Origin of the sequence: Variovorax sp. PAMC26660, from assembly GCF_014302995.1 — a bacterium.
In the GTDB taxonomy this organism is placed as follows: domain Bacteria; phylum Pseudomonadota; class Gammaproteobacteria; order Burkholderiales; family Burkholderiaceae_C; genus Variovorax.
Map to the genome: position 1 here is coordinate 4,338,878 of NZ_CP060295.1, position 13,993 is coordinate 4,352,870.

14 protein-coding genes are annotated in these 13,993 nt (G+C 67.6%); 7 read left to right on the top strand and 7 right to left on the bottom strand.

Annotation, left to right across the window (positions count from 1 at the left end; all coding sequences use genetic code 11):
- Window positions 1-9 precede the first annotated feature (9 nt).
- The 7 genes from efeO (H7F35_RS20280) (at window position 10) to H7F35_RS20310 (ending at window position 7,242) form a co-directional block, all read left to right on the top strand.
- Window positions 10-1,200, top strand: coding sequence for an iron uptake system protein EfeO (gene efeO / locus H7F35_RS20280; protein ID WP_187108386.1), 1,191 nt, complete (start codon window positions 10-12; stop codon window positions 1,198-1,200).
- A gap of 19 nt (window positions 1,201-1,219) precedes the next feature.
- Window positions 1,220-2,542: an iron uptake transporter deferrochelatase/peroxidase subunit gene (gene efeB, locus H7F35_RS20285; RefSeq protein ID WP_187108387.1), complete on the top strand. Its 1,323-nt coding sequence runs from the start codon at window positions 1,220-1,222 to the stop codon at window positions 2,540-2,542.
- A 55-nt stretch (window positions 2,543-2,597) separates the two neighbouring features.
- Window positions 2,598-3,434 (top strand): iron uptake system protein EfeO, encoded by an 837-nt coding sequence (gene efeO / locus H7F35_RS20290; protein ID WP_222621961.1) that lies wholly within the window; start codon window positions 2,598-2,600, stop codon window positions 3,432-3,434.
- 126 nt (window positions 3,435-3,560) lie between these two features.
- On the top strand, window positions 3,561-3,860 hold the full coding sequence (locus H7F35_RS20295; RefSeq protein ID WP_187108388.1) for a ferrous iron transport protein A: 300 nt from the start codon (window positions 3,561-3,563) through the stop codon (window positions 3,858-3,860).
- Window positions 3,853-5,748 carry a ferrous iron transporter B gene (locus H7F35_RS20300; protein WP_187108389.1) on the top strand — a complete coding sequence of 632 codons (1,896 nt, stop codon included), beginning with the start codon at window positions 3,853-3,855 and terminating at the stop codon, window positions 5,746-5,748. Before H7F35_RS20295 ends, H7F35_RS20300 begins: the two co-directional genes overlap by 8 nt.
- 28 nt (window positions 5,749-5,776) lie before the next feature.
- Window positions 5,777-6,052, top strand: a complete 276-nt coding sequence (locus tag H7F35_RS20305) for a DUF6587 family protein (RefSeq protein ID WP_187108390.1) — start codon at window positions 5,777-5,779, stop codon at window positions 6,050-6,052.
- A 5-nt stretch (window positions 6,053-6,057) separates the two neighbouring features.
- Window positions 6,058-7,242 carry an FAD-dependent monooxygenase gene (locus tag H7F35_RS20310; protein ID WP_187108391.1) on the top strand — a complete coding sequence of 395 codons (1,185 nt, stop codon included), beginning with the start codon at window positions 6,058-6,060 and terminating at the stop codon, window positions 7,240-7,242.
- Window positions 7,243-7,266: 24 nt separating this feature from the next.
- Here the strand turns inward: H7F35_RS20310 and H7F35_RS20315 are convergent, their stop codons facing one another.
- From H7F35_RS20315 to H7F35_RS20345, 7 genes are all read right to left on the bottom strand, one after another.
- Window positions 7,267-8,517 (bottom strand): SMI1/KNR4 family protein, encoded by a 1,251-nt coding sequence (locus tag H7F35_RS20315; protein ID WP_187108392.1) that lies wholly within the window; start codon window positions 8,515-8,517, stop codon window positions 7,267-7,269.
- A 70-nt stretch (window positions 8,518-8,587) separates the two neighbouring features.
- Window positions 8,588-9,973 (bottom strand): reverse transcriptase family protein, encoded by a 1,386-nt coding sequence (locus tag H7F35_RS20320; RefSeq protein ID WP_187108393.1) that lies wholly within the window; start codon window positions 9,971-9,973, stop codon window positions 8,588-8,590.
- Window positions 9,974-10,214: 241 nt separating this feature from the next.
- Complete coding sequence (gene kynA, locus H7F35_RS20325; protein WP_187108394.1) at window positions 10,215-11,075, bottom strand: tryptophan 2,3-dioxygenase; 861 nt, start codon at window positions 11,073-11,075, stop codon at window positions 10,215-10,217.
- Complete coding sequence (kynU, locus tag H7F35_RS20330; RefSeq protein WP_187108395.1) at window positions 11,072-12,364, bottom strand: kynureninase; 1,293 nt, start codon at window positions 12,362-12,364, stop codon at window positions 11,072-11,074. The genes kynA and kynU overlap by 4 nt, the downstream gene beginning before the upstream one ends.
- A gap of 10 nt (window positions 12,365-12,374) precedes the next feature.
- The gene (gene kynB, locus H7F35_RS20335) at window positions 12,375-13,025 is read right to left on the bottom strand and encodes an arylformamidase (protein WP_187108396.1); all 651 of its coding nucleotides are present in this window, start codon (window positions 13,023-13,025) and stop codon (window positions 12,375-12,377) included.
- A gap of 75 nt (window positions 13,026-13,100) precedes the next feature.
- On the bottom strand, window positions 13,101-13,415 hold the full coding sequence (locus H7F35_RS20340) for a YkgJ family cysteine cluster protein (protein WP_187108397.1): 315 nt from the start codon (window positions 13,413-13,415) through the stop codon (window positions 13,101-13,103).
- Window positions 13,412-13,972 (bottom strand): hypothetical protein, encoded by a 561-nt coding sequence (locus tag H7F35_RS20345; RefSeq protein WP_187108398.1) that lies wholly within the window; start codon window positions 13,970-13,972, stop codon window positions 13,412-13,414. The genes H7F35_RS20340 and H7F35_RS20345 overlap by 4 nt, the downstream gene beginning before the upstream one ends.
- Window positions 13,973-13,993 lie beyond the last annotated feature (21 nt).

Here is a 13,993-nt window from a genome sequence, read left to right on the forward strand (position 1 = left end):
AACCCTGCAATGTCCTCTTCTTCCCCCGAACCGAAACCTTCCTCTTCCAACCTCATGCGCGTGGCGGTGGCCGCTTCGGCGGTGCTGGTCGTCGCCGGGCTCGTGGCCTTCTGGTATGCCTCGAACGAGGCCAAGAAGGCGCCGGCCAAGGCGGCCGACAACGCCGTCACCGTCACCATCCAGGGCAACGCCTGCGAGCCCAACGAGATCACCGTGCCGGCGGGGCGCACCACCTTCACCATCGTCAACAAGTCGAACCGCGCGCTCGAGTGGGAAATTCTCGACGGCGTGATGGTGGTGGAGGAGCGCGAGAACATCGCGCCGGGCTTCTCGCAGACCATGACGGTCAAGCTGTCGCCGGGCGACTTTGCCATCACCTGCGGCCTGCTGAGCAATCCGCGCGGCAAGCTGCACGTCACGCCATCGGCGGCCTCGAAGGCCGAAGAGGCGCGGCCTTCGCTGGTCAACTACGTGGGCGCGCTGGCCGAGTACCAGGTGTTTTTGCGGCTCGAAGCCGGCACGCTGGAAGATGCGGTGCGCGGCTTGGCCGACGCCATCAAGGCGGGTGACCTGCAACAGGCGCGCGCGCTCTACGCGCCGGCCCACCAGTCCTACAAGCGCATCGAGCCGATGGCCGAGCTGTTCGCCGACCTCGACACGCGCATCAACGCGCGCGCCGACTATTTCGAGAAGCGCGAGGCCGACCCCGGCTTCACCGGTTTCCATCGCATCGAGTACGCGCTCTACAGCCAGAACGACGTGAAGGGCCTGGCGCCCGTGGTCGATCGGTTGGCGGTCGACATCGGCGCGCTCAAGGAACGCCTGCGCGGGCTCAACATGCCGCCCGAGCGCCTTGCCGGTTCGGCGTCCAAGCTGCTGCGCCGCGTGGCCGACAACCTGCCGGCCGGCGGTGAAGACCACTACGGCCATGCCGAGCTGGTGAACCTGCAAGGCACGTACGAAGGCACAAAGAAGATTTCGGAGCTGCTGCAGCCTCTGCTGGTCAAGGCCGCGCCTGCGCTGCAAAAGAGCGTGGATGAACGCTTCGCGACCTTCGATGCCGCACTGGCGCCCTACCGCGAAGGCGAGGGCTTCAAGGCCACGCCGCTCGACGAAGCACAGAGAAAAGCCATTGCAGCCGATGTGCGCGCGCTTGCCGACGAACTCGGCAAGGTGAATGCCGCGCTCGGCCTCGAATGAGTTGAAGAGAAGAGTCCCCATGGAAAAGCCGACCCCCGAATCCGCGCCCGCACCCGGGCAACCCGCCTCGCCGCACCGCCGCCGCATGCTCGGTGCCGCGGGAGTTGCCTTCGCCGGGCTCGCCGCCTCGGCCCATGCCGCCGCCGCGCCTGCGGGCTCGCCCAATTCGCCCGATGCCGGCGCACAGGTCACCGACGCGCCGCAGAGCAGCCATACGCAAGACCGCGTGCCCTTCCGTGGCAAGCACCAGGCAGGCATCGTCACGCCGCGCCCGACGGCCGGCATGATCGCGTCGTTCTATGTGCTGGCCGAGAACCGTGCCGACCTGGAGCGCCTGTTCCGCACGCTCACCGAACGCATCGCCTTCCTGACGCAGGGCGGCTTGCAGACCGACCCCGATCCCAAGCTGCCGCCTGCGGGCTCGGGCATCCTCGGCCCGGTGGTGCAGCCCGACGGATTGACGGTGACGGTGTCGGTCGGCACCTCGCTGTTCGACGAGCGCTTCGGCCTTGCGAAGAAAAAGCCCGTGCGGCTCAACCAGATGCAGCGCCATCCCAACGACGCGCTCGATGCCGCGCTGTGCCACGGCGACCTGTCGATCCAGTTCTGCGCCAACACGCCCGACGCCAACATCCACGCGCTGCGCGACATCATCAAGAACACGCCCGACCTGCTGGTGCTGCACTGGAAGCAGGAAGGCACCGTGCCGCCGATTCCGGCCGTGCCCGGCAAGCCGGCCGAGAGCGCGCGCAACTTCCTGGGTTTTCGCGACGGCTCGGCCAACCCCGATTCGGCCGACAACAAGCTGATGGACGGCATCGTGTGGGTGCAGTCCGGGGGCGACGAGCCGGCCTGGGCCGTGGGTGGCAGCTACCAGGCGGTGCGGATCATCCGCAACTTCGTCGAACGCTGGGACCGCACGCCGTTGCAGGAGCAGGAAGCCATCATGGGCCGCCTGAAGCCTACCGGTGCGCCGATGGATGGCGGCAAGACGGAGCACGACGTGCCCGACTACACCAAGGACACCGAAGGCAAGTCCACGCCGATGGACGCGCACATTCGCCTGGCGAATCCGCGCACCCGGGCGTCGGATGCGAACCTGATCCTGCGCCGGCCCTTCAACTACTCGAATGGCGTCACCAAGTCGGGCCAGCTCGAAATGGGCTTGCTGTTCATCTGCTACCAGGCTGACCTTGAGAGGGGCTTCATCGCGGTGCAGACGCGCCTGGATGGCGAACCGCTCGAGGAATACATCAAGCCCATCGGCGGCGGCTTCTTCTTCACGCTGCCCGGCGTGCAGGACGAGCGCGACTGGCTGGGGCGCAGCCTGATGGCGGCCTGAGGCCGCTTCTTCGGGACCACAAGTTTTTTTCACCACCGCTAGAACTAGGAGATCCATGACCGTGCAGTTCCGCCGCCATTTCCTCGCCACTTTCGTTGCAGGCTTCGCCGGGCTTTATGCCGTTGGCGCACAAGCCGCCGTGTCGCCGCTCGAGTTGGTCGGACCGATCTCCGACTACAAGATCTACGTGGCCGAGAACGTGCGCAAACTGGCGACGGACGTGCGCGCCTTCACCGCTGCGGTGAAGGCTGGCGACATCGAAAAGGCGAAGAAGCTCTATGCGCCAACGCGCACCAGCTACGAGCGCATCGAGCCGGTGGCCGAGCTGTTCAACGACCTCGACAAGTCGATCGACTCGCGCGCTGACGACCATGAGAAGGCCGAGAAAGATCCGGCTTTCGGCGGCTTCCACCGCATCGAGTACGGCTTGTGGGTCCAGAAGAGCACCAAGGAACTGAATCCCGTGGCCGACAAGCTGCTGGCCGACGTGCTCGAACTGCAAAAGCGCCTGGTCGCGCTGACCTTCCCGCCCGAGAAGGTGGTGGGCGGCGCTGCCGTGCTGATGGAAGAGGTGGCCGCTACCAAGATTTCGGGCGAAGAGAACCGCTACAGCCACACCGACCTGTGGGACTTTCAGTCCAACTTCGAGGGCGCCTACAAGATCGTCGAACTGCTGCGCCCGCTGGTCGTGAAGGAAAACAAGGCCTTTTCGGACAAGACCGATGCCAATTTCAAGGCCGTGTTCGACACGCTGGCCAAGTACAAGGCGGCCGATGGCGGCTTCGAGACGTACTCGAAGCTCACCGAGCGCGACCGCAAGATGCTCGCCGGCCGGGTCAACACACTGGCTGAAGACCTGTCCAAACTGCGCGGAATGCTCGGACTGAACTGATCGAAAACCCCGATTCGGCGGGGGATCGAGGTCTTTCTGGGGCTTGGTCAGGTTTTCGCGAGTGAGAATTGCTAGCATTCGGGTATTGCTTACTTGGCGCGCCGATATTCAGGGCGCACTCTCACCGTGCACACCAATGACAACGGCGCAGCGCCGGCACCCGCCGTCCTGCACCTCGACCAGCTTCCCAACAACCAGTGGGCCACCGTGCTCGACGTGGCGCGCCCCGAGAGCGCGGACGACCGCGAACTCGTGCTGCGCTTGACCGAAATCGGCTTTGTGCCGGGCGAAGCGGTGCGCATCGTGGCCAGCGGCATTCCGGGGCGCGAGCCGCTGGCGGTGCGCCTGGGCCACACCACCTTTGCGCTGCGCCGCCACGAGGCCGCGCTCATTCACGTGACGCCGGGAGCCGCGAACCATGGTTGAGGCCGTCATCCAGGGGCCGGGCGGCTTCGCTGCCACCGCGCAGCCGGGGCGCATTGCGCTGCTGGGCAATCCGAACTGTGGCAAGACCGCGCTCTTCAATCTGCTGACCGGCAGCCGCCAGAAGGTGGCCAACTACGCGGGTGTGACCGTCGAGCGCAAGGAAGGCACGCTCCGCACGCCTTCGGGCCGCCGCGTCTTCGTGCTCGACCTGCCGGGTGCCTACAGCCTGAACGCGCTGAGCGCCGACGAGGCCGTCACCCGCGACATCGTCACCGGCCAGAGCCAGGAAGCCTTGCCCGATCTGCTGGTGTGCGTGACCGATGCCACCAACCTGCGCCTGAACCTGCGGCTGGTGCTCGAAGCGAAGAAGCTCGGCCTGCCGATGGTGGTGGCGCTCAACATGACCGACATGGCCCGCAAGCAGGGCATCGTGGTCGACACGGCAGTGCTGTCGCGCGAGCTGGGCCTGCCGGTGGTCGAGACCGTCGGCGTGCACACCGGCGGCGCCCAAAGCCTGCTCGACGCGCTCGACAAGCCCGTGGCCGCCGTCGCGCTGCAGCCCTGGCATGCGCCTGGCCTGGACGACGTGCTTGCCACGCAGCGCGAAGTGCGCCGCATCCTCGGACTTGCGGTGACCGAGCCGGTCGGCAGCCTCGCCACCAGCGACCGCATCGACCGCGTGGTGATGCATCCGGTGTGGGGCATGCTGGTGCTGGCCGTCACCATGTTCCTGATGTTCCAGGCCGTGTTCAGCTGGGCCAACGTGCCGATGGACGCCATCAAGGGCGGCACCGAGGCGCTCGGCGGCCTGCTCAAGGCGCACATGGCTGAGGGCATGCTGCAGAGCCTGCTGGTCGACGGCGTGATCGCGGGCGTGGGCGGCGTGATCGTGTTCCTGCCGCAGATCCTGATTCTTTTCCTCTTCATCCTCGCGCTCGAAGACTCCGGCTACCTGCCGCGCGCGGCCTTCCTGCTCGATCGCGTGATGGGCACCGTGGGCCTGTCGGGCCGCTCCTTCATTCCGCTGCTGTCGAGCTTTGCCTGCGCCATTCCGGGCGTGATGGCCACGCGCACCATCAGCAACTGGCGCGACCGCATCACGACCATCATGATCGCGCCGCTCATGACCTGTTCGGCGCGGCTGCCGGTCTATGCGTTGCTCATCGCGGCCTTCATTCCGGCGCGCACCGTGGGCGGCGTGTTCAACCTGCAGGGCGTGGTGCTGTTCGCGCTGTATGTGTTCGGCATCGTCTCGGCAATGGCCGTGGCCTGGGTGATGAAGCGCTTTCGCGACAACGCGCAGCATTCGCCGCTGATGATGGAACTGCCGGCCTACCGCTGGCCCAACCTGCGCAACCTCGCGCTGGGGCTGTACGAACGCGCGTGGATCTTCATTCAGCGCGTGGGCACGATCATCCTCACGCTCACGATCCTGCTGTGGTTCCTGTCGACCTTTCCGTCGCCGCCCGAAGGCGCGACCGGCCCGGCCATCCAGTACAGCCTGGCCGGCATGATCGGCCGGGGGCTCGAACACATCTTTGCGCCCATCGGCTTCAACTGGCAGATCTCGATCGCGCTGGTGCCGGGCATGGCCGCGCGCGAAGTGGCGGTGGGCGCGCTGGGCACGGTCTACGCGCTCTCGGCCACTGGCGACGACGTGGCGGGCGCGCTCGAACCGCTGATCGCCGGGAGCTGGTCGCTGGCAACGGCGCTGTCGTTGCTGGTCTGGTACGTGTTCGCGCCGCAGTGCGTCTCGACGCTCGCGGCCGTCAAGCGCGAAACCGGGTCGTGGAAGTACGTTTGGATCATGGCGGGCTATCTTTTTGCGCTGGCCTACGCGGCATGCTTCATCACCTACCGCGTTGCACTGGCACTCGGGGCAGGTTAAAACCGGCAGCGAAAGGTTTGAAGAAGAAATGGCACAGCAACTGATCGTCGGATTGATCGTCGCGGCGGCCGCGTTCTACGCGGTCTGGCGCTGGATGCCTGCGGGCTGGCGGCGCAGCGCGGCGCACAAGCTCGCGGCGGGCACGCAGCGCGCCGGGCTGGTCGACCAGCAACGTGCCGACCAGCTGGCGGCCTCGCTCGCCAAGACCTCGGGCTGCGGCTCCTGCGACACCTGCGGAAGCTGCGCCCCCAAGACACCCTTCAAACCGGAAGCCGACAAGCTGTCGTCCACGAACAGCCTCTGAGACCGATGCCCGCGCACATCCTCGTCGCCGGGGGCGGCATCGGGGGGCTGGCCACGGCGCTGGCGCTTTCCCGCAACCGGCACCGGGCCGACGTTTTCGAGCAGGCCACTGTCTTCGGCGAAATCGGCGCGGGCGTGCAACTCGGCCCCAATGTCACCCGACGCCTTCAGCAACTCGACCTGGGCACCGGCCTTGCGGCCATTGCCGCGTGTCCCGATGCACTGGTGGTCCACAGCGCCGGCAACGGCGCGGAGCTGGCCCGCCTGCCGCTCGGCAGTGCGATGCAGCAGCGCTACGGCGCGCCTTACTTCTGCGTTCATCGCGCCGACCTGCATGGGCTGCTTCTTGAAGCGGTGCGCGCACGCGGCACCGGCGCGCTGGTCACTGCCACCCACATCGAACAGATCGAGACCAGTGATGACCTCGTGTGCGTGTCGAGCACCGACGCGCGCGCCTGGGAAGGCGAGGCGCTCGTGGGCGCCGATGGCCTCTGGAGCATGGCGCGGCAGCAACTAGCTTCCACCTCGGCCACCGAGCCGCCGCGCGTCACAGGCCACACCGCCTGGCGCGCACTGATCGAGCAATCTGCACTGCCCATGGCGTTGCGCCGCACGCGGGTCGATGTGTGGCTCGGGCCACAGTTGCATGCGGTGGCGTACCCGGTGCGCGGCGGCGACTGGCTCAACGTGGTCGTGATCGCCGAATCCGCCCCGGCCGGCGACGCGCGCGACTGGGATCAGGCCAGCAGCATCGCCGCACTGAAGCAGGCGATGGGCCGCAGTTGCGCCAGCCTGCAGGCCCTGCTCGACGCCATGCCCGGCTGGCGCGCCTGGTCGCTCAGCGATCGCGCGCCCGTCGCCTCTGCCGCCGACATGGCGCACGAGCGTGTCGCGCTGGTGGGCGATGCGGCGCATCCGATGGTTCCCTACCTCGCGCAGGGCGCCGGCATGGCGATCGAAGACGCGCTGGCGCTGGCCGAGGCGCTCGGCAATGGCAGCGCGGCCGAAGTGCCGGCCGCCTTTTCGCGCTACGCCGATGCGCGCTGGGCACGCAATGCGCGGGTGCAGGCGCGGGCGCGTCGCAACGGCGAAATCTTCCATGCCACGGGCGCAGTGCGCCTGGGCCGCGACATGGCGATGCGCATGCTCGGCGCGAAGCTGCTCGACCAGCCCTGGTTGTACGGCGGATAAGCCTGCAGCCGCCGCCGGCGAGCCTCAGAGCCTGAAGGTCTCCAGATGCTCGATGCGCTCGGCCAGCCCTTCCTGCCCCAGGTAGTGGGCATTCGTGCCGTCGGTCATCTTCGCCAGCGTGGTTTCCAGTTCGAGCAGCATGGCATCGCGGTCCGTCACGAAAGCAGGCGGCACGTCGATGCCCGCCTGCGTGCAGGCATCCGCGATCAGGTGCGCGCTTGCGGGTGCACCGCAGGCCGCGCACTTGACGATGGCCGCCACGTTGGGCTCGGCACCGTTGGCCAGCAGCGCGCTGGTGAGTTCGGGTGCAATCTGGCCGTTGATGTTGCGCAGGGCATCGGCGGCCACCGGCGCGCCCGCGCGCACCAGCGCTGCGGCGGCGGCAAAGGCGTCATGCCCCACGGCGACGTCGGTGGCGAGCGCGCTGCCTTGCAGCGGCCCCTCGAAGCTCACGCCGGCGGCGGCGAGCTGCACGATCAACTCGGCATCGTCCGTGGCAATCGCATGGCGCAGCGCCACGCGCGCCAAGGCTGGCTGGTGGCGCAGCGTGGCCTCGGCCAGCGGCGTGCGCCAGTCGAGCACGGCGCGGCAATAAAAGGCGACCAGCTTGTCCATCAGGTCGAGGTCCAGGCCGTGGTCCTGGTGCCGGTCGTCCATGTATTCGAGCAAGGTCTGCCCCGAGAAATAGTCGCCCGCAGGTGCCAGCGGGTCTTCTTCGAGGTGCAATGCAGCGAAGGCGCCGTGCAGGTCGGGCGCGATGGCGCTCTGGCCGTCTTCGTGCAGTGCGTGCGTCCATGCAGGGGGCAGGCCCTGCTTCCACGCGACGATCTGGCCATGCCCGGCACCGGGCTCGACCACCGTGTAGATGCGGTCGCGGTATTCGAAGCCACCGAAGGGCAGGTGCGTGAGCTTGCCGCTCCACGGTGTGCCGGCGTCTTTGGCGGCTTTCTCGGCCTGCTCCTGCTCATGTTCGATCCAGCCTTGCAGGTCGCGGTAGCCGTCGCTGCCGTCCCAGAACAGTTCCGTCCAGCTGACGGCCTCGACGTTGCCGTTCATTTCGAGCGTCAGATCGTAGTCGAGCCGCCCACCCGCCGTCTGCTGCCACAGCGCCACCAGCGGCTCTGGCAGAGGCCCCGCGCACAGGGCCTGCACGGCCGCGATCTGCTGCGCCGGCATGGGCGGCTGCGCATCGAAGATCACGCGGTCTGCGAACAGCACGACGCCGTGTTCGCGCAGGGTGGAGAGCTCGTCGGGTGTGAACCGGATGTCGTTCATGGCAGTGGTCTCCGTTGTTTCCAAAATGTAGCGCTTTGCGCAGACCGGGGCGACCCATGCCACCCCTATTTCATGAGGGCGGTTGCACGGCGCCTGGCCACTCGATCCGGTGGAAGAGGCGCATCAGGCGGATCTTGCGGGCCGGATTGAACTGGCCGATCCACGCGATGTGGCCCAGCAGGTGACCGCGAAAGTCGCTCAGCTTCGCGCGGTTCTGGCTTGTGGGCCCATGCACCGCGCATCGATGGAGCACGGCCTTGAGCCGGTCGAAGTCTTCGCGCGGCGCATTCGCCTTCTGGTTGACGACCACGCCGGTCACACGTTGCTGGCGGTGCTGCGGCATGCAGCGCACCTTGCGTGGATGAAGCTCGAAGCCTTCATCGCTTGCGATGCCGCCGACCCATGCGCGCAATGCGCTGAACCGGCCGCGCAGCGATGCCGGCCCCGAGAACACGAGGTCGTCGGCATAGCGTGTGTAGGTGGCGCCGAAGACCCACGCCAGCCCTTCGAGCCGCAGGTCGAGCCGGAAGGCGCAGAGGTTCGCCAGCGCGGGCGAGCAGGGCGAGCCTTGCGGCAGATGCGGCGCGGCCAGTCGCTTGGCGCCCATCCAGTCGAGGCCGCCGTCATCGCGCAGTCGTTCCACCACGGCGCTGTCGGTGCGATGCGTGCACAGCGCGGTGAGGGCGCGCGCCACGCCCTCGGGGTAGCCCAGCGTGCGCCACATCGCATGCACGCGCGAGGCGCGAACGCCGGGAAAGAAGTCGCGCAGGTCGAAGCCGATCACCACGTCCTTGCCGGCATGCGCGGCCGCATGGCTGGCGACCGAGCGGCCCTGCACGAAGCCGTGCGCTGCCTCGTGCACGGGCACGTGTTGAAGCAGGTCGTCCAGGATGCGGCGCTGCGCGCGCTTCAGATCGGCCTTGGGAATTTCCAGCAGGCGCAGGCCGCCGAGGCGCTTGGGCTGCAACTGGTAGCGGTAATGAGAGGCGCGGCGTGGCCCGCCCGCGTCGGGCTCGCGAAAGGCCTGTGCCGCCGATGTGAGCCATGCCAGACGGTCGGGCTCGAGTTCCAGCCACTGCGCGAGTTCGGCCAGCGTGGGAACGTGTGGCAAGGCGAAGTGATCGAGGCCCATCGGGCGCGGCAGCATCTGCGCGGGCCGCAGGATGATCCGTCGAACGTGCGGCAGCTCGTCCTGCGCGAAGGCGAGGTCCAGCTCGGGCATGTCGTGGATCGCCTTCGCCAGCGCGGGCAGGTCGGTGCGTTGCCACGTGGCTTGCGAGCGGTTGCCGAGTGCCTCTGTCAGCGGCTTCAGCCAGGGTTGATCGGCGCCAAGCGTCGCGGCGGCCCGTGCGCGCAGTGCGTCGGGCGCGGTGCCGCCGGGCTGCCTGGCATCGGCCAGCAAGGCCCGCGCAAGGCTGCGGGCCAACCATTCCCTGTAGCTCAGTTCGCGCGTCATGAAGGTGGCAAGACCGATCGATGAAGGTGGGTGGCAACCAGCCCTTCAACCAGCCGGTGATGCGCCAGCTGTGCTGCGCGTCAGCGCAGATCCGCTTGCGCGCCGGAACATGTAGCCATCCATCCACCGCGGGGTGACCCCGCAGCACAAGGTCAAACGACGAATCGAATCACCTTGTCGAGACTTGAAGTGCTGGTGCCGCGCGGATTGTAGGAGCCGCAAGTGCGCGCGGCCTTTCGCTCTACAGCTCGGTGCGCAGCCTCCAGATTTCCGGAAACAGCACCACGTCGAGCATCTTGCGCAGGTAGCTCACGCCGCCCGTGCCGCCGGTGCCACGCTTGAAGCCGATCACGCGCTCGACCGTGGTCACGTGGCGGAAGCGCCAGAGGCGGAACGCGTCTTCGAGGTCTGTGAGTTTTTCGCCGAGCTGGTACAGGTCCCAGTGATCGTGCGGGTTGCGATAGACGACGAGCCATGCCGCCTCGACGCCGTCGCTCACTTCATAGGGCTGCGTCCAGTCGCGCTCCAGCCGGTCGGCCGGCACCGGCAGGCCGTGGCGTGCCAGCAGGCGCAGTGACTCGTCGTACAGCGAGGGCGCGCGGTAGGCCGCATCGACCTGCGCCAGCAGATCGGCCCGGTGCGCGTGCGGCTTGAGCATGGCAGCGTTCTTGTTGCCGAGCGCGAACTCGATGCAGCGGTACTGCGCGCTCTGGAAGCCGCTGGAGTTGGACAGGTAGGGGCGCATCGCCGTGTACTCGGGCGGCGTCATGGTCGACAGCACGGTCCATGCGCTCACCAGCTGTTCCATGATGCGGCTCACGCGTGCGAGCATCTTGAAGGCATCGGCCAGCTTTTCTTCGGCGATGCAATTCGTGGCGGCGTGCAGCTCGTGCAGCATCAGCTTCATCCAGAGTTCGCTGGTCTGGTGCTGCACGATGAACAGCATCTCGTCGTGCGCGGGCGATAGCGGATGCTGCGCATTGAGGATCTCGTCGAGGTGCAGGTAGTCGCCGTAGCTCATGGACTTGCTGAAGTCCAGTTGTGCCTTCTCTTCGTGAACGATGTTCTCGGGGCTTTTCGCGGGGCTCTTGTCGGCGGTCATGTCACGGCGTTCTTGCGGTTGAATTCAGCGCGTCGCCACTCGCCGGTTTCGAGCACCTGCACGAGATGCTCGACCGAGTTCCACACGTCCTCGAAGCCGATGTACAGCGGCGTGAAGCCGAAGCGCAGGATGTCGGGCATCTGCGAATCGCCGGCGCGGTAGTCGCCAATCACGCCGCGCGCGATCAGCGCCTGCACGATGGCGTAGGCGCCTTCTTCACGACTGAGGCACACCTGCGAACCACGTTGGGCATGGTCACGCGGCGTAATCAGCGACAGGCCCTGGCCCTGGCCCTTGCAACGTTCTTCGACCAGCGTGATGAAGAGGTCGGTGAGCGCGAGCGACTTGGTGCGCAGCGCCGCCATCGCGCCCTGCTCGCGGTTGAAGGACTCGGCCGCGAGCACGGTGTCGAGACCGCATTCGAGCCCCGCCAGCGCAATGATCGGTTGCGTGCCGCAGAGGTAGCGGCCGACGCCCGGCGCGGGCCGGTAGTGCGGCGTGAACTCGAAGGGCGCGGCATGGCCCCACCAGCCCGACAGCGGCTGCTCGAACTGGCCGGCGTGCCGCGTGTTGACCCATGCGAAGGCCGGTGCGCCAGGGCCGCCGTTCAGGTACTTGTAGCCGCAGCCGATGGCGTAGTCGGCGTTGCTGTCGTTCAGTGCCACCGGCACGGCGCCCGCGCTGTGCGCGAGGTCCCACACCGCGAGGGCACCCACGGCGTGGGCGGCGGCGGTGATGGCCTTCATGTCGTGCATGGCGCCGGTGCGGTAGTTGACGTGCGTGAGCATCAGCACGGCCACTTCGTCGGTGAGCACCGAATCCGGGCCTTGCAGTTCGCTCGCGTCGATCAGCTTGAGCGTGAAGCCGCGTTCGCGGCACAGCGACTCGGCGATGTAGAGGTCGGTCGGGAAGTTGCTGCGCTCGCTCACCACCAGCTTGCGGCCGCTGTCCTTCTGCTGCGAGAGCGCAGCGAACAGCACCTTGTAGAGATTGACCGAGGTGCTGTCGGTGCACACCACTTCGCCGGGCGCGGCGCCGATCAGGCGGGCCACCTTGTCGCCCAGGCGCTGCGGCAGATCGAACCAGCTCGCGGTGTTCCATGAACGGATCAGGCCTTCGCCCCATTCCTTCGTCACCACTTCGGCGATGCGCGCCGCTGCGGTCTTCGGCAGCACGCCGAGCGAATTGCCGTCGAGGTAGAGCACGCCTTCGGGCAGGATGAATTGGTCGCGCAGGGTGCGCAGCGGGTCTTGCGCGTCGAGCGCGCGGCAGTCTGCAAGGGTCGTCATGGTGGGGGTTTCAGCGAGGAAGTTCGCGCAGGACTGCGCGCACGGGGGAGGCATCGGCACTGACCAGCTTCAGCGGCAGCGCGATGAGTTCGTAGTCGCCTTCGGGCACGTCGTCGAGCACGAGGTTCTCGAGCACGCGCAGGTCGAGGCGGCGGATGCGTTGGTGGCTTTCCAGTGTCTTGCTGTCGGCCGGGTCGATGCTGGCGGTGTCGATGCCGATGAGCTTCACGCCCATGGCCGCGAGGCGCTCGACGGTGGCGGGCGCATAGGCCGCGAGCTGCGGGTCCCAGCGGTCCACCGGCATGGTGGTGTAGGTGCGCACCAGCACGCGTTGCGGCAGGTGGCTGTCGACGGCATGGGCAATGTGATCCCACTCGATCAGCGGGCCCTTGTCGATCGCGTGGATCACGCGGCAGGGGCCGAGAAAGGGCGAAAGGTCGACATGGCCGATGGTCTGGCCGTCGGGGTCGTAGTGCAGCGGCGCATCGGCGTGCGCGCCGATGTGGGGCGAGAGCTTGATCTCGCTGACGTTCACCGGACAGCCCGGCGAAATGGTCGCGGCCCAGCGCTGTTGATACGGCGTGTCGCCGGGAAACACCGGCGCGCCTTCATGCACGGGCGGCGAGATGTCCCAGATGCGTTGCTGATGTGATGGAGCCATGGCGCGAAGTTAGCGCCGGGCGAGGGGTCGTGGTGTCGGTTATTTCCAACACCAAACGTCACGAGATGAACCGGCTCAGTGCAACGACGACAGCGCTGGCAGCCCGTGCCGCGCCCGGGCCCGCTCGCAGGCGTCACTGCCCGACTGCAGTTCGTGGCAGGGGTTGGGGCGCCATTCGTAGATGCCGCAGCTCACGGCCTGGCCGATCTTGCCGGTCAGGGCGGCGCAGCGCATCGGCGTGTGGTCCGTGCCGCGCATGCGGCACAGGGCGTCGTTCACCTCGACCGCAAGGCCGGACGGCACCCGGCCGCCGTTGTCGTCGAGTTCATGCACGCTGAAGTCGACGCGGTAGGCAGCGCAGCAGGCGCCGCAGGTCTGGCAGGGGTTCACGGGTTCATGACCACCGCAGCGTCGTGCACGCGTCGCAGCAGGCGGCGGCGGATCAGCCCGCTCGCGGGACGGATCAGCAGCCAGTAGGCGGTGAATCGGCGGCGCGCCGCATCGTCGCCGCACCAGACGCGGGTGCGGGTCGTGAGGCGCGTGCCCTGGCCTTCGGGCCGGGTGGTGAAGTTGAGCACGAGCTTGGCAAGGCCGGTGGCGTCGAGCGCGGCAAAGGCGGGCGCATCGGCCAGCGTGACCAGCCCATAGTCGGATTGCCAGAAGCGGCCGGCCAGGCCGAAGGCCAGTTCGCTCTCGCCGTCGCGGCCGAGCGGAGTGAAGTTCGCAAGGCCGAAGGCCGGGCGCTGCTGCAGGGCGGACGCAAAGCCGAGTCGGCCGGCGAGCCGGTTGGGCAACTCGCGCAGCGCGATCAGGCGGCGGGCGATCGGGTCGTCGATCACCTCGGGTTGGTTCGCGGCGTCGATCACGCGGGCAGGCGAGGCGGGCACGTAGAGGCTGTGTTCTTCTGCGAACTGGTAGTGCGGCAGATAGAGGTTCATCAACTCCATGCGTTGCGCCTCGCGAGCTTT